Source organism: Actinocorallia sp. A-T 12471 (assembly GCF_033875155.1).
Lineage (GTDB): Bacteria > Actinomycetota > Actinomycetes > Streptosporangiales > Streptosporangiaceae > Actinocorallia.
The window spans coordinates 891,471-913,476 of sequence record NZ_JAWZTE010000001.1 but is presented as its reverse complement, the minus strand read 5'-3'; the positions used below and the strand labels follow the sequence as shown (position 1 = coordinate 913,476).

The 22,006-nt window shown below is 71.5% G+C and carries 21 protein-coding genes; 13 read left to right on the top strand and 8 right to left on the bottom strand.

Annotation, left to right across the window (positions count from 1 at the left end):
* The 9 genes from R9X44_RS04340 (at position 1) to hutI (ending at position 8,666) form a co-directional block, all read left to right on the top strand.
* Positions 1–798 (top strand): polysaccharide deacetylase family protein, encoded by a 798-nt coding sequence (locus R9X44_RS04340; protein WP_319812626.1) that lies wholly within the window; start codon positions 1–3, stop codon positions 796–798.
* Positions 791–2,263, top strand: a complete 1,473-nt coding sequence (locus R9X44_RS04335; protein ID WP_319812625.1) for a hypothetical protein — start codon at positions 791–793, stop codon at positions 2,261–2,263. Before R9X44_RS04340 ends, R9X44_RS04335 begins: the two co-directional genes overlap by 8 nt.
* The gene (locus tag R9X44_RS04330; RefSeq protein WP_319812624.1) at positions 2,260–4,473 is read left to right on the top strand and encodes a hypothetical protein; all 2,214 of its coding nucleotides are present in this window, start codon (positions 2,260–2,262) and stop codon (positions 4,471–4,473) included. Before R9X44_RS04335 ends, R9X44_RS04330 begins: the two co-directional genes overlap by 4 nt.
* Positions 4,470–5,402, top strand: coding sequence for a glycosyltransferase family 2 protein (locus R9X44_RS04325; protein ID WP_319812623.1), 933 nt, complete (start codon positions 4,470–4,472; stop codon positions 5,400–5,402). The genes R9X44_RS04330 and R9X44_RS04325 overlap by 4 nt, the downstream gene beginning before the upstream one ends.
* Complete coding sequence (locus tag R9X44_RS04320) at positions 5,399–5,704, top strand: hypothetical protein (protein ID WP_319812622.1); 306 nt, start codon at positions 5,399–5,401, stop codon at positions 5,702–5,704. Before R9X44_RS04325 ends, R9X44_RS04320 begins: the two co-directional genes overlap by 4 nt.
* A gap of 129 nt (positions 5,705–5,833) precedes the next feature.
* Complete coding sequence (locus tag R9X44_RS04315) at positions 5,834–6,448, top strand: hypothetical protein (RefSeq protein WP_319812621.1); 615 nt, start codon at positions 5,834–5,836, stop codon at positions 6,446–6,448.
* 174 nt (positions 6,449–6,622) lie between these two features.
* The gene (locus R9X44_RS04310; protein ID WP_319812620.1) at positions 6,623–7,024 is read left to right on the top strand and encodes a metalloregulator ArsR/SmtB family transcription factor; all 402 of its coding nucleotides are present in this window, start codon (positions 6,623–6,625) and stop codon (positions 7,022–7,024) included.
* Complete coding sequence (locus R9X44_RS04305) at positions 7,021–7,467, top strand: SRPBCC family protein (RefSeq protein ID WP_319812619.1); 447 nt, start codon at positions 7,021–7,023, stop codon at positions 7,465–7,467. The genes R9X44_RS04310 and R9X44_RS04305 overlap by 4 nt, the downstream gene beginning before the upstream one ends.
* Before the next feature lie 44 nt (positions 7,468–7,511).
* Positions 7,512–8,666 carry an imidazolonepropionase gene (hutI, locus tag R9X44_RS04300; RefSeq protein WP_319812618.1) on the top strand — a complete coding sequence of 385 codons (1,155 nt, stop codon included), beginning with the start codon at positions 7,512–7,514 and terminating at the stop codon, positions 8,664–8,666.
* A 78-nt stretch (positions 8,667–8,744) separates the two neighbouring features.
* On the opposite strand, the gene R9X44_RS04295 is transcribed toward hutI, so the two are convergent.
* Genes R9X44_RS04295 through R9X44_RS04280 form a run of 4 tightly spaced genes read right to left on the bottom strand, consistent with a single transcriptional unit; the run spans position 8,745 to position 12,932 of the window.
* Positions 8,745–9,221 carry a flavin reductase family protein gene (locus tag R9X44_RS04295; protein WP_319812617.1) on the bottom strand — a complete coding sequence of 159 codons (477 nt, stop codon included), beginning with the start codon at positions 9,219–9,221 and terminating at the stop codon, positions 8,745–8,747.
* Positions 9,218–10,927 (bottom strand): signal peptide peptidase SppA, encoded by a 1,710-nt coding sequence (gene sppA / locus R9X44_RS04290; RefSeq protein WP_319812616.1) that lies wholly within the window; start codon positions 10,925–10,927, stop codon positions 9,218–9,220. Before sppA ends, R9X44_RS04295 begins: the two co-directional genes overlap by 4 nt.
* A gap of 10 nt (positions 10,928–10,937) precedes the next feature.
* On the bottom strand, positions 10,938–11,426 hold the full coding sequence (locus R9X44_RS04285; RefSeq protein WP_319812615.1) for a PaaI family thioesterase: 489 nt from the start codon (positions 11,424–11,426) through the stop codon (positions 10,938–10,940).
* A gap of 45 nt (positions 11,427–11,471) precedes the next feature.
* The gene (locus R9X44_RS04280) at positions 11,472–12,932 is read right to left on the bottom strand and encodes a serine/threonine-protein kinase (RefSeq protein ID WP_319812614.1); all 1,461 of its coding nucleotides are present in this window, start codon (positions 12,930–12,932) and stop codon (positions 11,472–11,474) included.
* A 110-nt stretch (positions 12,933–13,042) separates the two neighbouring features.
* Between R9X44_RS04280 and R9X44_RS04275 the strand changes: the two genes are divergently transcribed.
* A complete protein-coding gene (locus R9X44_RS04275; protein ID WP_319812613.1) occupies positions 13,043–13,423 on the top strand; it encodes a hypothetical protein in 381 nt (126 codons plus the stop codon).
* A gap of 5 nt (positions 13,424–13,428) precedes the next feature.
* Here R9X44_RS04275 and R9X44_RS04270 read toward each other — a convergent pair whose 3' ends face one another.
* The gene (locus R9X44_RS04270) at positions 13,429–14,184 is read right to left on the bottom strand and encodes a GntR family transcriptional regulator (protein ID WP_319812612.1); all 756 of its coding nucleotides are present in this window, start codon (positions 14,182–14,184) and stop codon (positions 13,429–13,431) included.
* Between the two features lie 127 nt (positions 14,185–14,311).
* Between R9X44_RS04270 and R9X44_RS04265 the strand changes: the two genes are divergently transcribed.
* The 3 genes from R9X44_RS04265 to R9X44_RS04255 all read left to right on the top strand — a co-directional run bounded on the left by R9X44_RS04265 (position 14,312) and on the right by R9X44_RS04255 (position 17,355).
* Positions 14,312–14,542: a hypothetical protein gene (locus R9X44_RS04265; protein WP_319812611.1), complete on the top strand. Its 231-nt coding sequence runs from the start codon at positions 14,312–14,314 to the stop codon at positions 14,540–14,542.
* Between the two features lie 186 nt (positions 14,543–14,728).
* Positions 14,729–16,102 (top strand): xylan 1,4-beta-xylosidase, encoded by a 1,374-nt coding sequence (locus R9X44_RS04260; RefSeq protein WP_319812610.1) that lies wholly within the window; start codon positions 14,729–14,731, stop codon positions 16,100–16,102.
* A complete protein-coding gene (locus R9X44_RS04255; RefSeq protein ID WP_319812609.1) occupies positions 16,099–17,355 on the top strand; it encodes a cytochrome P450 in 1,257 nt (418 codons plus the stop codon). Before R9X44_RS04260 ends, R9X44_RS04255 begins: the two co-directional genes overlap by 4 nt.
* 431 nt (positions 17,356–17,786) lie before the next feature.
* Here the strand turns inward: R9X44_RS04255 and R9X44_RS04250 are convergent, their stop codons facing one another.
* Genes R9X44_RS04250 through hutU form a run of 3 tightly spaced genes read right to left on the bottom strand, consistent with a single transcriptional unit; the run spans position 17,787 to position 21,999 of the window.
* Complete coding sequence (locus R9X44_RS04250; RefSeq protein WP_319812608.1) at positions 17,787–19,145, bottom strand: formimidoylglutamate deiminase; 1,359 nt, start codon at positions 19,143–19,145, stop codon at positions 17,787–17,789.
* Positions 19,145–20,350: an allantoate amidohydrolase gene (locus tag R9X44_RS04245; RefSeq protein WP_319812607.1), complete on the bottom strand. Its 1,206-nt coding sequence runs from the start codon at positions 20,348–20,350 to the stop codon at positions 19,145–19,147. The genes R9X44_RS04250 and R9X44_RS04245 overlap by 1 nt, the downstream gene beginning before the upstream one ends.
* Positions 20,350–21,999: a urocanate hydratase gene (gene hutU, locus R9X44_RS04240; protein ID WP_319812606.1), complete on the bottom strand. Its 1,650-nt coding sequence runs from the start codon at positions 21,997–21,999 to the stop codon at positions 20,350–20,352. Before hutU ends, R9X44_RS04245 begins: the two co-directional genes overlap by 1 nt.
* Between the last annotated feature and the right edge of the window lie 7 nt (positions 22,000–22,006).

Here is a 22,006-nt window from a genome sequence, read left to right as displayed (position 1 = left end):
GTGTCCGGCGTCCCGATCCTCATGTACCACTCGGTGCGCGCCGACCCGCCGCCCGAGACCGCGGGCCTGTCCGTCGACCCGGGGATGTTCGCCGACCAGCTCGCGCTGCTGCGGGACCGGGGCTTCACCCCGGTCCCGCTGTCGCGGCTCGCCGGGCTGCACGCGGCCCCGGGCAGCGGCCCCTACGCCGACGCGCCCAACCCGATCTGCATCACCTTCGACGACGGCTACGCCGACTTCCACTCCGAGGCCCTTCCCGTCCTTGAGTCCTTCGGCTTCCCCGCGACGGTGTTCGTCACCACGGGCTGGCTCGATGACGCGGGCCCGGACGCGGCGGGCCGTCCGCTCGACGCGATGCTCTCGTGGGCGCACGTCAAGGAGGTCGTCGGGCACGGGATCGAGGTCGGCGCGCACAGCCACAGCCATCCGCAGCTCGACCAGCTCCCCGACGGGGCGCTGCACGACGAGCTGACGCGCAGCCGCCTCCTGCTCGAAGACCGGCTCCAGCAGCCGGTCGCGACGATGGCCTATCCCTACGGCTACTCCAGCGCCCGCGTACGGCGGGCCGTAGCGCGCGCCGGATACGCCTCGGCGTATGTGGTCGCCAACGATGTCGCGTATGACCGCTCTGGCTACGCGATCCCCAGGCTGACGGTGCAGCGGTCCACCTCCCTTGATCTTTTCGGGAAGATCGCCGAAGGGAGGCATGGGTTCTTCCGGGAGAAGGCACTGACGAAGGGGTACGCGCTCGTACGCCGCTCCAGGTACCTCTACCGGAAGACGATGCACCATGGCTGACCGCAAGGCCGTCGAGACCGGCGCTCCGGCGCCCGGTGACGGCGAGGACGTCGCGGGGCTCCTCGGGCCCGAGCGGCCGCTCGCCTCGCGCCTCGCGCGGCTGCGCGGGGAGCTGGACAATCCGCTGTTCCGCAACGCGTACGCGCTGATGCTGAACGGCGGGCTCACCGGGGTGCTCGGCCTCGGCTTCTGGATCGCGGCGGGCCACTTCTACGGGCCCGCCGACTTCGGCAGGAACGCCGCGGTCATCCAGGCGGTCATGTGCATCGGCGGCATGACGACGCTGAACTACGTGCTGATGCGGTTCATCCCGCAGGCGGGCCGCTCCAGCGGACGGCTCATCCTCGCCACGTATCTGTTCGGCTCGGTGCTCGCGGTCGTGCTCGGCATCGGCTTCGTGCTGTCGCTGGCGTGGTGGGACAGCCCGAACTACAACCAGCTGACCGATCTGTCGCACGCGATCCCGTTCGTGGTGTTCATCGCCGCGTGGAACGTCTTCACCCAGCAGGACGCCGCCCTGACGGGGTTGCGGCACGCCGGGTGGGTGCCGGTGAAGAACACCGCGTACGGGCTCGTCAAGTTCGTGTTCCTCGCCGGGCTCGCGTGGACGTTCGCGCCGTCCGACGGCATCCTGCTCGCCACGATGATCCCGGTGATCTTCCTCGTCCTGCCGATGGACTGGTTCGTGTTCCGTCGGCTGCTTCCTGAGCACGAGGAACTGACCAAGGACCGCCACCACACGCCGACGCCGCGCGAGATCGGCCGCTACCTGCAGGGCGACTTCATCGGCACCGTCGCCTCGCACTCGGCGATCAACTTCATCCCGCTGCTCGTCGCGGCGAAGGTCAGCGAGACCGCCAACGGCTACTTCGCGATGGCGTGGATCTTCGGGCTGATGCTCGACCTGCTCGCGCTGAACATGGCGATGTCGCTGACCGTCGAGGGCTCGCACGCCGCCGACGACCTCGCCCGCACCACCCGCGACGCGCTGCGCCGCACCCTCATGCTGCTGGTCCCGGTGTCGCTGCTGGTGGCGCTGGCCGGGCCGTACCTGCTCAGCCTTCCGTTCCTGTTCGGCGCGCACTTCAACGACGAGGCCGGGCTCGTGCTCGTGCTGCTCGCGCTGTCCACCCTGCCCAAGGCGTTGATCGAGCTTTACGTGGGCGTGCTGCGGGTGCGCTCGCGCACCAGGCTCGTCGCGCTCATCCAGGTGCTCCGGTTCGTCGGCGTCGTCATCGGCGTCGGCGTCTTCGTCCACGACGACCACCTCGCCGCGGTCGGCTGGTCGGTGCTGCTCGTGCAGAGCGCGGTCGCGCTCGTGGTGCTGCCGAAGCTGCGCCGCGCCGCGCGCACCGGGGCTCCGCCGGAGCCGCCCGTGCCGCCCGCGCAGGGCTCGTCGCCGGACCCCGTCACTCCCCCGGCGCCCGCCGACGCCCGGCAGGCCACCCCGGAAGGTGGAAAGTGAGCGTGACGACCCGCTCGGCAGCCGAGCCTGAACTTCTGCCCGCCGACCCGCTCGAGCGGCTTCCCGTCGTCGTCCTCAGCCTGTTCGTCGGGCTCGGCGCGGTGCTGTACTGGGTGCCGCTGCGCGGCGTCACCCCGCGCGACGCGACGGGCCTCGGCCTGATCAGCGTGCTCCCGCTGCCGACCCTGCTCGGCGCGGGCGTCCTCACCCTGACGTTCGTCGCGACGCTGGCGCTGCGCCGTCCGGCGAAGCTGCTGCTCGGCGTCCAGATCATCGTCGCGGTCGTGGCGCTGCACACGCTCGCCCAGATCATGGAGCCGATGGCGAGGTTCCCGACGGTCTGGCAGCACGCGGGGTTCATCGAGTTCATCACCCGTACCGGGAGCATCGGCACCAACCTCGACGCGCGGTTCTCCTGGCCCGCGTTCTTCGCCTTTGTCGGGTTCGTGGCCGAGGCCGTCGGGGTGCGGGACCTCGACCCGGTGCTCAAGTGGTCGCCGGTGCTGATCCAGCTGCTGTACCTGCTGCCGCTGGCGATGATCGTCCGGGTGATGAAGGCCAACTGGCGTGCCAAGTGGTTCGCCGTGTGGCTGTTCCCGGTCGCCAACTGGGTCGGCCAGGACTACCTCGCGCCGCAGGCGTTCGGGTACCTGGTCTACCTGTTCTTCCTGGCGATCCTGCTGACCTGGTTCCGTCCGGCGGTGCTGCGCACCCGGATCGGCGGCAAACGCGGCAAGGGCGACGAGCCGGGCAAGCTGTACTCGTTCATCTTCGGGCCGAAGACGCCGGGTGAGGAGCCCGTCCGCGAGGTGGGGCTGTGGGAGCGGCGGTTCCTCGTCGTCCTGCTCGTGGTGCTGCTGCTCGTCGGCACCGCCGCGCACCAGCTCACCCCGTACCTGCTCATCGCCTCCTCGGCCGCGCTCGCGCTGGTCGGCCGCAACGAGCTGCGCGGGCTGCCGATCATCGGCGGCGTGATCTACCTGGCGTGGATCTCCTTCATGGCCTACGGGTATTGGCGTTACGACCCGGGCGGCACGCTGTTCGCGGGCGGCGGCAACCCGTTGAAGACCCTGCTGGAGAGCACGTCAGGGCGCATCGGCTTCGGCGACCCCGACCTCGGCAAGATCCAGCGGCTGCGGATCGTCATCGTGCTCGTCGTGATGGCGCTGACCGTCATCGGGCTGCTGCGGCGCAGGTTCCGCGGTATCGACGACAGGGTCGCGCTGATCCTCCTGATCGTCCCGATCAGCTCGTTCGGCCTCCAGTCCTACGGCGGCGAGATCGCGCTGCGCACCTACATGTTCATGCTGCCGGGCGCGGTGTTCCTCGCGGCCTACGCGTTCTACCCCGACCCCAAGCCGGTGCCCGTCGTGCGGTCCGGGCCGCGCAGGCAGCGGCTGCGGCGCTGGGGGCCGACGGTCCTGGCGAGCACGTTCGCGGTGCTGCTCATGGGCGGGTTCATGGTCGTCAGGTACGGCAACGAGGCGTTCGAGCAGGTGCGTCCCGGCGAGCTGCGCGCGCTGTCGTCCATGCTGGATGACGCCAAGGGCAAGCCGATCACGCTGGTGTGGGTGTCGGGCGAGGTCGTCACCGAACCGGCGGCGGCCAGCGCGACCCCGCAGGGGCCGTGGGGGTACCGGAACTTCGAGTCCTTCAGCTACACCGCGACCCACTTCGCGCAGGAGCCCTACCGGTCGAACCTGCTGAAGACGCCGCCCGTCGCGCCGACGCCCAAGGAGGCGCGCGAACGCCGTCCGAGCGTCGACGAGGTCATCGCGGCGATGCAGGAGGAACCGGGCAGCTACCTGTACACCTCGCGCATGAACGACACCTACCAGGTGCTCAACTTCGGCCTCGCGCCCGACTGGAACAGCAGGCTGATCCAGGAGGTGAAGGCTTCCGGCAAGTTCACCGAGGTCTACGCCGACGGCGACGCCTCGGTCTACAAGCTCACCGAGCAGAAGGGCGAGCCCACCAAGCGGCCGACCCCGACCGGGCTCATCGTCGGGATCAGCAACTGGACCCCCGCCGGGCTCATCTACCTGCCCGTCCTCATCGGCGTGCTCACCGCCCGTGAGCTGCGCCGCATCCGCCTGGCCCCCGACCAGTGGACGCGGCTGCGTCCCTACACGGTCGTGGCGTTCCCGCTGTTCGTCGGGTTCGTCGCGATCGTCGTCGAGCGGTTCCTGACCCTCAAAGGAATGCGATGACGCCCCCCTCCGCGACCGACCCTTCCCTGACGGCCCCGCCCTCGGTGGGGGTCGTCGTCCCCACCCTCAACCGCCCGCTGCTGCTGCGCGAGACCCTGGAGTCGGTGCGCGAGCAGGACTATCCGGGCGTGCTCAAGACGATCGTCGTCTACGACCAGAGCGAACCCGACCTCTCCCTCGCCTCCGACGACCCGCTGCGGCCGGTCGAGGTGATCGTCAACACGCGGACGCCGGGGGCGGCCGGGGCGCGCAACAGCGGCCTGCTGGCGGCCGGGACCGAGTACGTCGGGTTCTGCGACGACACCGACCTCTTTCTGCCGGGCAAGGTCACCGCGCAGGTCGCGGTGCTGACGTCCGAGCCGGAGACCGAGGTGGTCTGCTGCGGGCTCCGGCTGTTCGGCAGGACCATCGAGGACACCGACCGCGGCATCCCCCGGCCGCGCGTCACCCGCGAGGACCTGCTGGGCGGGCACAACCCGAACCTGCACCCGTCGGCGCTGCTGCTGCGGCGCTCGTCGGGGCTGCTGTTCGACGAGGAGATCCCCGGGAGTTACGGGGAGGATTATGAGTTCGTCCTGCGGGCGGCCGGGCGCGCGCCGATCCGGCAGATCCCGTTCGTCGGGCTCGGGCTGCGCTGGCACGAGGGCTCGTACTTCTCCGTGCTGAACAACGCGCCGCTCATCTCCGAGGCCGCCCAGTGGATGCTCGCCAAGCACGAGTTCCCGTGCGGCGGCTACGCGCACTGGGCGGGCAAGGTCGCGTTCGCCGAGGCGGTCAGCGCGCGGCGGTCGTCGGCGCTCAAGTGGATCTGGCGGACCATGGTCGCCCGGCCGCTCGACCCGCGCGCGCTGCTCGCGCTCGCGGTGACCGTCGGCGTCCCGGCCGCCTTCATCATGAAGAACCTCGATCGGATCGGACGGGGCGTGTGACGGCACTGCTGATTCTTGTGATGATCGCCGTTCCGTCGGCGTGCTTCGCCTGGCTGCTGCGCGGGCTCGACCCGCTCGGCAGGGCGATGGTCGGCGTCGCGGCTGCGCTGTGCCTGCTGATCCTGGTTCCGCAGACGATGCTGATCGTGCGGGCCTGGTCGCCCACCGGCGGACTCGTCGCGGTGGGGGCGATCTGCCTGCTTCTTGCGGCGGCGGCGTGGTGGCGTCGTCCGGCGGCGGGGGCGGAGGCCGCCGAGCCCGTCGCGCGGCATGAGGACGAAGACTGGATTTTCGACGAGTGAGGCGAACCTGACCCGGCCCTGTGATACTCCAACCGCTGAGGTGGGAGAGACCCGCCGTCATCGACGGGAGCAGTGTTGTCCGGATTCTCAAGTTCGCACCAGAAGAGACGAAGCGCCAAAGCCCTGCGGGTGGGGCTCGCCGCGGCGGTCGCCGCGAGCGGCGCGCTCGCGCTGACCGCCGCGCCCGCCGCGGCCGCGCCGAAGAAGAAGTGCTACACCGGCCAGTGGGTCAGCACGGGCCTTACCGCGAAGATCACCGGTAAGTCCGCGCAGACCGGCAAGACCCAGAACGTCACCTACAAGGGGATGGCCGGGATCAAGCTGAAGCTCGACCCGGTGAGCGGGCTGACCTACAACTTCACCGGCTCCAAGCGTGAGACGTTCAAGGGCACCAACGTCGAGGGCGTCTACACGACGGGCTGGGAGAAGCTGACCGGCGTCCTGTACCTCCCGGCGAAGATCACCGGGGACAAGAAGGGCGTCATCACCAGCCGCAACAAGAAGGCGCGCGGCCCGGCGACCGGGACGGGGGCCAACACCAAGCCCACCGCCGTGTCGTGGGGCACCTGGAAGGTCGCCGACCACGCCAAGATCGGCCACTTCGACACCCCCGTGGTGAAGAAGGCCAAGTTCACCTGCACGCCCGGCAAGAAGCTGGTGATCAAGGACGTCCGCAAGTGGGACACCTTCACCGAGACCCTGACCATGAACTTCAAGCCGAAGAAGAAGGCAAAGAAGAACTAATCCTCTCCGGCCCGCCTGTACCCGGGCCTCCCCCGCCTGCCGAAGGCGTCCTCGTGCTCCGAGGGCGCCTTCGGCGTTTTCCGGGGGGTTGACGTCGGGGTGTCGCGCGGCCTATGTTTAACACATCAGTTAATTAACTGAGTGGCTAAATACCGAGGCGGGAAGGGGTGTGGCATGGCGACGGACCGGCTGAGCATGATCTTCGCCGCGCTCGCCGACCCCACCCGCAGGGCGATACTCGCCAGGCTCGCCGAGGGCGACGCCACGGTGTCGGAGCTCGCCGAGCCCTTCGCCATCAGCCTTCCGGCGATCTCCCGGCACCTGAAGGTGCTGGAGGGGGCCGGACTCATCACCCGAAGCCGCAGCGCCCAGTGGCGGTCGAGCAGCCTGAACCCCGCGCCGTTGCGCGAGGTCCAGGGCTGGATGGAGCACTACCGCCGGTACTGGGACGTCAACCTCGACAGGCTCGACGCCCACCTGCGCCGGATACAGGCCGCGCGGCAGGACAACGACCCGCAGCGGAACGCGCCGACGGCCGCGCAGCCGCCGGAGACAGAGAAGAGGAACCCGTCATGAGCGAGCTCGTCATCAACCGCGTGTTCGACGCCCCCCGCGACCTGGTCTACCGGGCCTTCACCGACCCCGACCAGCTCGCCCAGTGGTTCGGCCCGGTCGGGTTCCACGTGCCGCGCGAGTCCGTCGACCTCGACGTGCGCACCGGCGGCCACGAGCGGTTCACCATGGTCAAGGACGACGACCCGTCGTTCACCTCGCCCGTCAACGCCACGTACCGCGAGGTCATCGAGAACGAGCTGATCGTCGGTTATGAGGACGTCGAGGGCATGCCCGGGTTCGAGGGGATCGTCAGGTTCGAGTCGCGGATCGAGTTCCATGACGAGGGCGACGGCAAGACCCGGCTCGTCATCATCCAGAGCCCGCACAACGAGGACATCCTCGACGACGCGAGCGCCGGCTGGGAGAGCTCCTTCACCAAGCTCGACGCGCTACTCGCGGCCTGACCCCGTCCGCCGCGCCGCGCCGCGGGGGTGGGACCCTTGACCGTGTGAGCACGGTCATCACCGGCATCGGGGAACTCCTCACCAACGCGGGGCGGCACGGAGAGCCGGAGATCCTGCGGAACGCGGCCGTCGTCATGGACGGCGGCCGCGTCGCGTGGGTGGGCGACGCCCGCCGCGCGCCCGAAGCCGACGAGCGCTTCGACGCCGGGGGCAGGGCCGCGCTGCCGGGCTTCGTGGACTCCCACGCGCACCTGGTGTTCGCCGGGGACCGGGCCGAGGAGTTCGCCGCGCGGATGACCGGCCGCCCGTACGAGGCGGGGGGCATTCGCACGACGGTCGAGGCGACCCGTGAGGCCGACGACGACACGCTGCGCGCGAATGTGGCAAGGCTCGTCGCGGAGATGGCGCGGCAGGGCACGACGACCGTCGAGTGCAAGTCCGGGTACGGGCTCACCGTCCGGGACGAGGTCCGCTCGCTGCGGATCGCCGGGGAGATGGCCGACGAGGTGACGTTCCTCGGCGCGCACGTCGTCCCCGAGGGCATGGACACCGACGCGTATGTGGCGCTGGTCTGCGGCGAGATGCTGGAAGCCTGCGCCCCCTACGCCGACTGGATCGACGTCTTCTGCGAACGCGGCGCGTTCGACGCCGACCAGACCCGGGAGATCCTGCGCGCGGGCGTGGCGGCGGGCCTACGCCCCCGCCTGCACGCGAACCAACTGGGCCCGGGCCCCGGCGTCCAGATCGCGGTGGAGTTCGACGCGGGCTCCGCCGACCACTGCACCTTCCTCACCCCCGCCGACGTGGACGCCCTGGCCTCCTCCCGCACCGTCGCGACCCTGCTCCCCGCAGTCGAGTTCTCCACCCGCCAGCCCTACCCCGACGCCAGAACCCTCCTCGACGCGGGCGTCGCCGTCGCCTTGGCCACAGACTGCAACCCGGGCTCCTGCTACAGCTCCTCAATGCCCTTCTGCATCGCCCTTGCCGTCCGCGAAATGCACATGACCCCCCTGGAAGCCGTACAAGCCGCGACCTTGGGCGGCGCCCAAGCCCTCCGCCGCGACGACATAGGCAAACTCACCCCCGGCGCGCGAGCCGACCTCCAAATCCTCGACGCCCCCTCCGCCCTCCACCTCCCCTACCGCCCCGGCGTCCCCCTCACCGTCGCCGTCTGGAGCGCCGGCATGCGCCTCCGCTAACCCCACCCCTCACACCCCCGCGCGGCGGGTGGCGGGGGTCTTGTGGGGGTCGTCGCGTGTCGCTGAGTTCGGGGGGGGTTAGTTGTAGCGGTGGTGGGTGCGGGTTAGGGGGGGTTGGCGGGTGAGGTAGTCGACGGTGAGGAGTTCGGCTACGAAGAGGACGTGGTCGCCGGCGGGGATGCGGATGCGGGTTTCGCATTCGAGGGCGGCCACGCCGCCTTCGATTATGAGGGCGTTGGAGCGGCGGCCTCGGTGGTGGGGGTGGCCGCCCAGGAGGAGGCGGGCGGAGGGGCGGCCTTCGGCGGCGAAGCGGCCCGCGAGGGCGCGTTGGGAGGTGCTGAGGATCGTGACGGCCCAGGAGGGGGTGCGGTGGAGGACTTCGCAGAGGTAGGACGTCGCCGCCACGCCGATCAGGAGCATGGGCGGGTCAAGGGAGACCGAGGCGAAGGACGTGACCGTGGTGCCTATGTCGTCGCGGCCCTCGCGGACCGTCACGATGGTGACGCCCGTGGCGAAGGAGGCGAGGGCCGCGGTGAAGTCCTGGGGGCCGATCACCAGCGGAGGTCTCCGTAGCCGGGCATGACGAGGGGACCGGCGGTCGGGAAGCCGAGGCGGGCGGCGGCTCCGGCCAGGGAGCCCCAGGCTTCGAATCTCGTGTTCGCGGCGGTGCGGTCGTCGCTGGACTCCGGGGGGCGGAACCTGTCGAGCGGGGAGACATGCGGGAAGGACCTGACGGGGGCGTCGGCGGGCAGCTTCGCCGCGCGGCGGGCAAGGTCGAGGGTGCGGTCGAGGCCGCCGAGTTCATCGACCAGGCCGCGCTCGGCGGCGTCCGCGCCCGTCCAGACGCGGCCGCGCGCGAGGTCCTCGATCTTGTCGAGCTCCAGACCACGGCCCTGCGCGGCCTTTGAGGTGAAGTCGGCGTAGATGCGGTCGAGTGAGGTGTTGATCCGCGCCCACTCGCCCTCGGTGAAGTCCCGGACGGTGCTGTGCATCCCGGCGTGGTCGCCGAAGGACGCGGAGCCGAACCCGACGCCGAGCCTGTCGAGCAGGCCGGTGACGACGGGCTTGCCGGTGTAGACGCCGATCGAGCCGGTGAACGTGCCGGGCTGCGCGACGATCTTGTCGGCGGCCATCGCGATGAAGTACCCGCCTGAGGCCGCCACGTTGCCCATGGAGACCAGCACCGGCTTGCCCGCGCGCCGGGCCAGGATCACCTCACGCCAGATGACGTCGGAGGCCACATAGGAGCCCCCTGGGCTGTTGACGCGCAGCACGATCGCCTTGGTCTTCGGATCGCGCACGGCCGCGCGCAGCGCCGCGGCGAGGGTGTCGGAGCCGACCGCGCCGCCCTGCCCCGGCACCGGGCCGCGGCCGGAGCGGCCGAGCCTGATCATGCCCTGGGCCTGGATGAGCGCGATCCCGTCGGCGGGCTTGCGCGGCACCCGGTCGGTGAGGCTCGCCCGGTTGTAGCGCGAGACGTACTGCAGCCGCGCGTCCGGCCCGGCCGCCTCGCGGACGCGCGCGTAAACCTCGTCGCGGTAGCAGAGCTCGTCGACGAGCCCGGCCTCAAGCGCCTCGGACGCCAGCAGCGGCGCCCGGTCCACCAACTCCCTGACGTCCTCGGCCGCGATGCCGCGCGAGGCGGCGACGCCGTCCACGAACTGCTCGCCGACCGACGCCACGAGCCGCTCGGACGCCTCGGCGTGCTCGCTGGTGTACCGGGTCTCAAGGAACATGTTCGGCGCGGTCTTGTACTCCGCGCGCCGCCCGAACCGGAAAGCGATGCCCGCTTTGTCTAGAGCGTCCTTGACGAACGGCTCAGACAGGGCGAACCCGGTGATCCCGACATCCCCGGACGGCTGAAGGCACACCCGCTCAAAAGCCGAAGCCAGGTAGTACGCGGGCGTGCCCTCGCCGGACTCGCCGAAGGTCTCCGTCCACGCGACGGTGAGCTTGCCCGCCGCGCGCAGCTCGGCGACGGCGTCGCGCAGCTCCTGCGCGAGCGCGATGCCGACCGGGCCGTTGATCCGCGCGACGAGCGCCTTCACGCGCGGGTCGGTGCGCGCCTTGCGCAGGCCATCGAGGACGTCGCGCAGGTGGGTGCGGCGCATCGACATGAGCGCGGTGACGGGATCGGGCGGCGACCCCTCGACAAGCCCCTCGGACAGGTCGAGTTCCAGGATCAGCGGACCGGTGCGGCGGTCGCGCAGCTCCCTGACCGGGCCGAGTGCCGTGAGCGAGTCGAGTCCTTTGAACGCCATAGCTCAAACCCTACGCGCCGTTCAGGCTCCCCAGACCGCGCTCGAACGCCTTGTTCGGGGTGGTGCTCGCCGTCGCGGACGCGACGAGGACGCCGTCGGGGTCGGTGATCGCGCCCGCGCACACCGTCCTGCGGCGGCCGTGGTGGGTGACCGTCCCGGTGACGAGGTAGGGCACGCCCTTGTTGACGACCCGCAGGTAGTCGATGTTGAGGTTCAGCGTGAGTTGCGGGACGAAGCGCTCGCCGAGGCTCGCGGCGGCGAGACCTACCGCGTTGTCCAGGACGAGGGCGATGAAGCCGCCGTGCGCGGTTCCGCCCGGATTGCACAGTTTCTCGGTGGGGGTCCAGCCGAGCACGACCTTGCCCGGCTCGGCCTCGACCACGGTCTGCCCCACGTAGTGCGCGACGTGGCCGAGCCCGTCGCTGATCCGCCCGTCGGCCATGGCGCACAGCAGCTCCGCGCCCGACAGGGTCTTCCACAGTTCCAGTTCACTTGACACAAGGGCGAGGGTAACCCGCCGCTTATACCTGACCGGTCACCGGGTTCACTGACCGGACTGGACGGCGCCCTCGCCAGACTCGCCGCCGCCGGTGAAGGCGAGCGCGGCGGACCCGTCGCCGGAGACGGCCATGGTGAGGACGCCGCTCGGGCAGCTGCCCGCGGTGTGCACGAGGTCGAGTTCGACGGAGTCGGCGGCGGCCTCGCGGACGGTGAGCGTGCCCGAGCACAGGTCGCCGTTCTCCAGCTCGGACTGGCCCGACGGCTGCCCGGCGAAGAGCGTGATCTTGACCCGGTAGTACGTCCCGCCCGAGACCGTCAGCCCGCCCGTCCAGGTGCCCGCGAGCGCGGCCGGGACGACGGCGTCGCCGCCACCGCCAGGTCCGGTGGGGTCGCCCGGGGAGCCCGGCGCGAAGACCCCGAAGTAGACGGCCACCGCGACGGCGACCGCGAGCAGCGCGCCGAGCACGACCTTGACCGCCTTGCGCGAGCCGCCTTGCGCGGGCGGCGGCGGCGCGAACGGCTGCGGCGTCGCCACCCCGACGGGGATCGGCGGGAACGTCGCCGGGGTCGGCCGCGCGAACGGACCGCCGTCGACGGACGGGACAGCCCACGACGACCCGGGCGTGAAGGCCGGAGGCGTCGACGGCGGCGCGAACGGCAGCGGACCCGACGACTCGCCGTGCGGAAGGTCGGCTTCGAGCGCCGACTCGAGCCTGTCGCGCAGCTGGCGCGCGGTCGGCCGGTTCAGCGGGTTCTTGTCGAGACACGCCATGACGAGCGGGGCGAACTCCTCGAGACCGTCGCCGAGGCGCGGCTCGGCGTGCATGATCCTGCCGAGGATCGCCGCGACGTTGGAGCCGTCGCCGTCGAACGGGCCGAAGGGCGGGTGGCCGGTGGCGGCGAACGCCATCGTGCACGCCCACGCCCAGATGTCCGACGCGCGCGACGCCTGCTCCTCGCGCAGCAGCTCGGGGGCGAGGTACGACGGGGTGCCCATCAGCTGCGGCCGGGTGTGGTGGTCGACGTGACGGGCGATGCCGAAGTCAACGACGCGCGGGCCGTCACGGCCGAGCAGCACGTTGGCGGGCTTGAGGTCGCGGTGCACGATCCCCGAGCCGTGGATGGTCACCAGGGCGTGTGCGGTGAAGACCATGAGGCGTTCCAGGTCGCCGCCGCGCAGCGGGCCCTGGTCGGCGACGCGGTCGAACAGCGAGGGGCCGTCGACGTACTCGGTGACGATGTACGGGCGGGTGCCCTCGAAGGAGAAGCCGATGACGCGCGCGATGCAGTACCTGAGCCGCACCTGGAGGGCCGCGTTCATCTCGCGTTCGAGCCTGCCGCGCGCCTCGGCGTCGGCGGCCTTCAGCACCTTGACGGCCACGAGCTCCGGCGAGTCGTCCGCGCGGCCGAGATAGACGATGCCCTGCCCGCCCTCGCCCAGCCGCTCGAGCAGGGTGAAACGCCCGAGTTGGCGTGGATCGTCGGGCCTGAGTGCTTCGCCCATGGTCCCTCCTGGTTTGCAGGTATCCAACCAAGCGATCGGAAGGGCCGCAACCACCTGACGGCTCCGTGTGATCACCGGCGCGTCGCGCCCCCGACCCTTACGCTGCGGGGATGCGCACCGTACTCATCGTCGACGCCGCCAATGTCATGGGGTCCCGTCCGGACGGATGGTGGCGGGACCGTCTCGGGGCCGCGCGCAGGCTGCGCGACTCGCTTACCGGGCTCGGTCCCGTCTCCGTCGGGGCGGGTGAGCCCGTCGAGGCCGAGGTCGTCCTTGTGGTGGAGGGGGCGGCGAAGAGCCTTCCCGGGGTCGAGGGCGTCACCGTGGTGTCCGCGCCGGGCAGCGGGGACGACGCGATCGTGGCCGAGGTCCGCGGCGACGACGCCGTCAGGTACGTGGTGGTCACCGCCGACCGCGAGCTGCGCGCCCGCGTCCAGGCGCGCGGCGCGGAGGTCGTGGGGCCGCGCACGCTGCTCGACCAGCTCGACTGAGCGCGTCACAGGTCGATCGCGTAGTCCAGGACGACGCGGTCGGCCGGGATGACGATGTCGCGGCAGACCTCGAGGACCCGGTCCCCCGCCATCATCCGCCGCGTCACCGTGATGACGGGGACGCCCGCGCCCATCCGCAGCGTCTCTGCCTCGTCCCGCGACGGCATCCGCGACCGCACGGCCTCCTCCACGCGGGTCGGCGGATGGCCGAGATAGGCGAGCTGCGCGGGCGTCCCGCCGGGCCACGGCTCGCGCGCCGGGTCGGCGACCGGCGTGCCCGCGACGAGGTCCCACGGCAGGTAGTTCACCGAGATCTGCTGCGGCTCGTCACGCGCGAAGAACACGAACCTGCGGCGCAGCAGCGCGGTGCCCGCCGGAAGCTCGAACAGCGCGGCGAGCTCGCGGTCGGCGGCGACCCTGCGGTAGCGGCGCTCAAGGCGGTACTGCGACCAGTCGATCCGCTGGTCGTGCGTGAACGACGTCGCGGGCTCGTCGCCGGGTTCGGTCTCCACCCGGTACCTGTCCATCGCGATCCTGCGGACCGTCGGCCTCGCCCGGACGACGGTGCCGCCGCCCCGCCGCGTCTGCACAAGGCCCTCGGCGCTCAGCACCGCGACGGCCTGGCGGGCCACGATCTGGGAGACCCCGTGCCGGGCGGCCAGCTCGACGAGGGTGGGCAGTCTGGTGCCCGGCGGATGGGTTCCTGAGCGAATACCTTCGCGCAGTTCGTCGGCGATCTTGAGATATGCGGGTCGCGGCACGCGTGACACCTCCCCACTGCCACCGCCTCACCACGGGGAAACGTTCCGGTTACCTGCGGGTTGACGGTTCTTCGGGCGCGTATCACTTTTGTATACGGAATGTATTGATCGGGGAAGGGACCGGGCGATGGGAGACTTCGCGGACCTCAAAGCGCTCATCGAGGCGGCCTATCCGGGCTGGCAGGTCTGGCGCAGCGACGCGGGCAGGTGGTACGCGACCCGCACCGGGGACCTCACCGACGCCCAACTCCAGGCGGGGCTGGCGATGACGCTCGCCTCCGACGACGAGCCCGGCCTGCGCGCGCTGCTGGCCGACCAGGCCGCCAAGAAGGCCGGAAAAGAGGACGCCGCCGAGTAAACCGGCCACATCCGGCGGGGTGCGCGGGCGCCGGTATGGATGATCGCTTTCCGGGAAGACTCTCGGTACCGTGAGTAATTGAACCGTACTTTCCAGGCAAGCCATTCCGGCGAGGAATCCGGGTGAACCAGGGCGGCGGTCCGGCGTTCATACACGGGGAAAGCGCAATCCGACTCTGGAGGCACCGTGCACGGCCACCCTTCGCCGCCGCAGATCCGCACCGCCACAGCGCCACGGCGCGGCCGGCACGGCCGCCGGCGACCCCTGTGGATGATCGCCCTCGCCGCCCTGGTGTGCGGCGCGGCACTCGCCGCGCTCGTCCTGTTCGTCCTCGGCGATGACGAGGAGCGGCCCGGCCAGGGCGGCGTCGACGTCGCCCAGGTCGGCCAGATCAACGCCGGGCTGCCCGGCGACTGGACCAACTGGGGCTTCACCCACACCCAGACGAGCCTTGAGGCGACCCCGGCGGCCAAGGCGGCGGTCGCCGGCGTGCCGATGCTCCAGGTGCAGCACATCATGGGGTTCGGCGCGGACAACCCGCAGATCACCCCCGGCCAGTACAACTGGAGCTCCCTCGACCGGCGCATGAAGGACATCCGGGAGACCGGCGGCGTCCCGATGATCACGCTGTGCTGCGCGCCCGACTGGATGAAGGGCGGCCCCGAGGGTTCCACCGACTGGAACCACCTCGAGGACTCGCCGCTGCCGAAGTTCTTCGACGCGTTCGCCGCGCAGGCCGCCGACGTCGCCAGGCGCTACCCGGACGTCAAGTACTACTTCGTCTGGAACGAGTTCAAGGGCTTCTTCAACCAGGACGCCAACCGCTGGGACTTCGAGGGCTACACCCAGCTGTACAACAAGGTGTACGCGGCGCTGAAGAAGGTCGACTCGAGCCTCCAGGTCGGCGGCCCGTACATCCCGGTGAACTCCTACTCCGGCGCGCACTCGGCGGCGTCGAAGGACCTCACCGGCCCGTGGGGCGCGGCCGACCAGCGCGCGCTCACCGCGATCGAATACTGGATCGAGCACAAGCAGGGCGCGGACTTCGTCGTCGTGGACGGCTCGTCGCTGCCCGAGGACCGCACCGCGCACGAGGACCCGTTCCGCGACAACGCCAAGTTCAGCGCGGTCACCGAGTGGCTGCGCGGCAAGACCGACCTGCCCGCGGTGTGGGCCGAGTGGTACACCGAGCCGCAGAACTCCGGCTGGACCGCGCCGAAGCTCCAGGCCGTCCAGGCCGACGCGATGATCCACTTCGCCAAGTCGGGCGCGGCGGGCGCGCTGTACTGGAGCCCGCAGGGCATCCCCAACTGCACGAGCTGCCTGTGGGGCAACGACGGCCGCGCGCTCCCCCCGCTGGAGATGCTCCAGAACTTCGTCCGCCTGTTCCCCCCCGGCACCGAACTCCGCCGCGTCGACGTGTCCGAGCCGAAGGTCAGCACCCTCGCCTCAGGCACCGACCTCCTCGTCGTCAACACCTCGGAAGCCTCCCTCACCGCCTCAGTTGACGGCGAAGACCTCGACCTCAAGCCCTACGAAATCAGGTGGACGAAGCGATGACGGCAGAACCGGACCTCGTCGGACCGGACCTTGTGGGGACGGAGTTCTGGGGGCGGCCGCACCGGGAGCGGTATGCGGAGTTCGCCAGGCTGCGGGGGTTGAACGCGCCGGTTTACTATGCCGAGCCGCGGATTCCGTTGGTTCGGTCGGGTAAGGGGTTCTATGCCCTGGTGAGGCACGCCGACGTGGTGGAGGCGAGCCGGAACACGAAGGTGTTCTCCAGTGAGCCCGCGGCGACGTCGCCGGAGCCGCCGCCGTGGATCGCCGCGCTGTTCGGCAGGCCGATGGTGAACATGGACGACCCGAGGCACGGGCGGCTGCGGCGGATCGTGTCGCGCGCGTTCAGTCCGAAGATGCTCGCGGGGCTGGCCGACGAGATCCAGGCGACCGCGACCAAGATCGTGGACGATGTGATCCGGGAGGGGGCCGACGACTTCGTCGAGCAGGTCGCGGCGCGGCTGCCCATCGAGGTCATCTGCGCGATGATGGGCATCGCGCCCGAGCGGCGGCCGTATGTGCTCAAGCGCATCGACGTGATGACCGAGTACTCCGGGGTGCGCGGCTCGCTGTTCCACCCGCGCACGCTGCGGCTGCTCGCGGGCAACCTCAAGGCGATCGTGGACCTGCACAGGCTCGTCGCGAAGATGGGGCGCGAGCGGCGCGGGAACCCGCGCGGGGACCTGGTGTCGGCGCTGGTGAACGCGAACGTCGACGGTGAGGCGCTGACCGTCAGGGAGCTCGGGTCGTTCTTCGACCTGCTGCTCGTCGCGGGCAACGAGACGACCCGCAACGCGCTGTCGCACGGGCTGCGGCTGTTCACCGAGAACCCCGACCAGCGCGCTTACCTGCTGGAGGACTACGAGGCGCGGATCGGCCCGGCGATCGAGGAGATCGTCCGGTATGTCTCGCCGATCATCCAGTTCCGCCGCACCCTGAAGGAGCCGTACACGCTCGGCGGGCACGCCTTCCAGGCGGGCGACAAGGTCGTGCTGTTCTACCAGGCGGCCAACCGCGACCCCGAGGTCTTCCCCGACCCCGACGCGTTCGACGTCGCCCGCTCCCCCAACCCGCACGTCGCCTTCGGCGGCCCCGGCGCCCACCTCTGCCTTGGCGCGAACCTGGCCCGCATGGAACTCAAGATCATGTTCCGCGAGCTCTTCACCCGCCTCCCCGACATCCGCACCAAGGGCGACCCCACCCTCCTCCTGTCCAACTTCGACAACGGAGTAATCCGCCAACCCTTCACCTTCTGACGACCCCAAAGCGGCCGACCTCCCCACGAACCCGGCCGCTTTGGGTTATCCCCAGAGGTCCTGCCCTCCGGCCCGCGAACCCGGCCGCACCGGCCCGGGTCCCCGGGGGCCGGGCCGTAGGCCCACGCACCCGCCCGCACCAGCCCGGGCTCCCCGGAGCCCGGCCCGGAGGCACGCGAACCCGGCCGCACCGGCCCGGGTCCCCGGGGCCGAGCCGTAGGCCCACGCACCCGCCCGCACCAGCCCGGGCTCCCCGGAGCCCGGCCCGGAGGCACGCGAACCCGGCCGCACCAGCCCGGGTCCCCGGGGCCGGGTCGTAGGCCCACGCACCCGGCTGCACCGGCCCGGGCTCCTCGGGCCTGGCCCGTAGGTACGCGAGCCGCCAGGCGAGCGGGCCGTAGGGCCAGGCCCCCGGGCTCGCCAGAGCCCGGTCACGGGCTGAGCGGGGTGAGGGTCGACCAGAGGTCCTGGATTGTGGTGTTGAGGTTGGGTTCTAGGTGGGGGAGGAGGAGGTGGTGGGAGTTGCGGACGATGGTGCGGCCGGAGGCGACGACGTGGTGGATGGTGGAGGGGGTGGCGGTGAAGACTGCGGATTCGGCGGCCAGGGCGGGGTCGGTGCCCGTTAGGGGGAGGGAGTCTAGGGCGATGGTGACGAGGTCGGCGCGGGCGCCGGGCTCGAGGCGGCCCGCGTCGGGCCAGCCGAGGGCCTCGTGGCCGGTCGAGGTCGCGGCGGTGAGCAGTTCGAAGGCGGTGAAGGTGCCGCGCTTGCCGGATTTAAGGCGTTCACCCCATTCGACGGCGCGGGCCTCGGCGCACATGTCGGTGCTGACGTGCTGGTCGGTGCCCAGGGTGAGGTCGCAGCCCGCGTCGCGGAACGCGGCGGCCGGGCCGATGCCGTCGGCGAGGTCGCGTTCGGTCGTCGGGCACAGGCACACGCCGGTCGACGTGCCCGCGAGCAGGTCGAGGTCGGCGGCGGTGACGTGCGTGGCGTGCACGACGACGGTCCGGGGCCCGAGCGCGCCCGCCTCGGCGAGCAGCCGCGCGGGCGAGATCCCGTGCTCGGCGAGGCACTCCTCGTTCTCCGCGCGCTGCTCCGACAGGTGGACGTGCAGGGGCGCGGCGTGCTCGCGCGCCCATGCCGCGACGGTCGGGATCTGCTCGCGCGGCACCGCGCGCACCGAGTGGACGGCCGCGCCGACCCGCGCGTGCGGCCTGGTCAGCGCCCGCGAGCGCAGCGCCGACACCCGGCGCGCCCACGCGCGCGCGTCGCCGTCGCCGAACCTGAGCTGGACGCCCTCCAACTCCTTGCCGTAGCCGCCGCGCAGGTACAGCGCGTCGAGAAGCGTGATCCTTATGCCCGCTTCGGCGGCCGCCGCGAGCAGCGCCTCGCCCATCGCGTTGGGCTCGTCGTAGGGCGTTCCGTCCGGCTTGTGGTGAAGGTAGTGGAACTCCCCCACACAGGTGATCCCGGCCCGCGCCATCTCCCCGTAGACGCCCCTGGCGAGCCGGAAGTACCCGTCGGGCGTGAGCCGCGCGGCGAGCGCGTACATCCGCTCGCGCCAGGTCCAGAACGTCCCCTGCCTGTGCTGGACGCGGCCGCGCAGCGCCCGGTGGAACGCGTGCGAGTGGGTGTTGGCGAAGCCGGGCAGGGTGAGGCCGGGCAGCCGGAACGCGTCCGACGGGCGCGGCGTGCCCGGCCGGATCGCGGTGAACCTGCCGCCGGACGCCTCGATCAGGACGTCCTCGGCGAGCCCGTCGCCGGTCCAGGCGAGTTCGGCGTGCCAGCGCATCAGCCGCCCGCCAGGTCGCGCAGGACGGCGGCGAGGGCGGCGACCCCGGCCAGGCAGTCGGCTTCGGTGGCGTGCTCCTCCGGCGCGTGCGAGACGCCCGTCGGGTTGCGCACGAACAGCATCGCGGTCGGCAGCCGGGCGGCGAGGATGCCCGCGTCGTGCCCGGCTGCCGTCGGCAGTACCGGGACCTCTCCTAGCGCGCTCAGGATGCGCTTGCGGAGGTCGGGGTCGAAGTCGACGAGCGGGGTGTAGGACTCGGGCGTCAGGCCGAACTCGACGCCGTGGAAGGCCGCCGCGAGCGACACCCGCTCCCTGATCTCCGCGACCGTCGCGCGCACGACCTCGTCGCCGGGGCCGCGCGCGTCGAGCCAGGCTGTCACGTGCGAGGCGATCACGTTGGTGCCGCCGGGCAGCGCCAGGACCCGTCCGACGGTCGCGCGCGAGCCGTGCCGCTCGGCGGCCTCGCGCGCGGCGATGACGGCGTGCGCGAACGGCTGCATCGGGTCGTGCCTGTCCTCAAGGCGGGTGGAGCCCGCGTGGTCGCCGCGCCCGGCGAACTCGAGCTTCCACCGCCCGTGCGGCCAGATCGCCCCCGCGACCCCGACGGGCACGTCGAGGGCGCGGCCCTGCTCGACGTGCAGTTCCACAAAGCACCCGATCCTGCCGAGCAGGTCGTCGTCACGCCCGATCTGGAACGCCTCAAGGGCTTCCTGCCCGAGGTCGCTGGAGACCGCCTCGGCGAAGGTCGTCCCGGAAGGGTCGGTGAGGCTCCGCGCCTTGTCCGGGTCGATCTCCCCCGCCAGCAACCGCGAGCCAAGGCACGAGACGCCGAACCGCGCGCCCTCCTCCTCGGCGAACGCCGCGACCCCGATCGGGTGGACGGGCTCGAAGCCCTCCGCGCGCAGCAGGTCGACCGCCGCGAACGCCGAGACGATGCCGAGGGGCCCGTCGAAGGCGCCGCCGCCCGGCACCGAGTCGAAGTGGCTGCCGGTCAGCACGGCCTGGCCCTTGCCCGCCGGCCACCAGGCGAAGAGGTTGCCGTTCCCATCGCGTTCGACGGCCATGCCGCGCCGCTCGGCCTGGTGCGCGAACCAGGCGCGGCAGCGCAGCTCGGGTTCGGTCCAGGCGTGCCGGAAGTAGCCGCCGGTGTCGGCGTCACGGCCGATCGGCAGCAGCGACTCCCACAGTTCGGCGAAGGTCGCCATCAACCCTCCATCGCCAGACGCACGCCGCGCTCAGCGGCGACCTCACGGGCCCGCGGGTATCCGGCGTCGGCGTGCCGCGCGACGCCCAGGCCGGGATCGTTGGTGAGCACACGTTCCAGCTTGCGGGCCGACAGCGCACCGCCGTCGGCGACGCACACCTGCCCGGCATGCACCGACTTGCCTATCCCGACGCCGCCGCCCTCATGGATCGACACCCACGACGCCCCGGACGCGGTGTTGAGCAGGGCGTTGAGCAGCGGCCAGTCGGCGATCGCGTCGGAGCCGTCGGCCATCGCCTCGGTCTCGCGGTAGGGCGAGGCGACCGAGCCGCAGTCGAGGTGGTCGCGGCCGATGACCAGGGGCGCGGTGATGTCGCCGCGCGCGACCATCTCGTTGAACCGGAGGCCGGCTTCGGCGCGCTCGCCGTAGCCGAGCCAGCAGATCCGCGCGGGCAGCCCCTGGAACCTGACGCGCTTGCCCGCGAGCCTGATCCACCGGTTCAGCGCCTCGTCGTGCGGGAAGAGGTCGAGGACCGCGCGGTCGGTGGCGGCGATGTCGGACGCCGAGCCGGACAAAGCGGCCCACCGGAACGGGCCCCTTCCCTCGCAGAACAGCGGCCTGATGTAGGCCGGGACGAACCCCGGATAGTCGAAGGCGCGCTCGTAGCCGCCGAGCCTGGCTTCGGCGCGCAGCGAGTTGCCGTAGTCGAACACCTCGGCCCCGGCGTCCTGGAACCCGACCATCGCCTCGACGTGCCTGGCCATCGACGCGCGGGCCCGGCGGACGAACCCGTCGGGGTCGGTCTCGCGCAGCTCGGCCATCTCCTCGAACGGGACGCCCTCGGGCAGGTACCGCAGCGGGTCGTGCGCGGAGGTCTGGTCGGTGACGACGTCGACGGGCGCGCCCGCCGCGAGCAGTTCGGGCAGCACCTCGCACGCGTTGCCGAGCACCCCGATCGACAGCGCCCGCCGCGCGTCACGCGCCTCGACGGCGAGCTCCATCGCCTCCCCGACGGTGAGGACCTGGACGTCGCAGTACCCGCCCTCGACCCGCCGGTCGATCCGCGACGGGTCGCACTCGACGCAGATCGCCACGCCGCCGTTCATCGTGACGGCGAGGGGCTGCGCCCCGCCCATGCCGCCGAGGCCCGACGTGAGCGTGATCGTCCCGGCGAGGGTCCCGTCGAACCTCTTGCGGGCGACGGCGGCGAAGGTCTCGTAGGTGCCCTGGAGGATGCCCTGGGTGCCGATGTAGATCCACGACCCTGCCGTCATCTGGCCGTACATGGTCAGGCCGAGGGCCTCGAGTCTGCGGAACTCGTCCCAGTTCGCCCAGTCCGGCACGAGGTTGGAGTTGGCGATGAGGACGCGCGGTGCCCACTCGTGCGTCCGGAACACCCCGACGGGCTTGCCGGACTGCACGAGCAGCGTCTCGTCGTCCTCGAGGTCGGTGAGCGACCTGACGATCGCCTCGTAGCACGCGCGGTTCCGCGCGGCCTTGCCCGTGCCGCCGTAGACGATCAGCTCGTCGGGGTGCTCGGCGACCTCGGGGTCGAGGTTGTTGTCGAGCATCCTTAGGGCCGCCTCCTGGGGCCAGCCCTTGGCGGTCAGTACCGTGCCGCGCGCGGCGCGCACGGGGAAGTGGCTCATCGCGTCC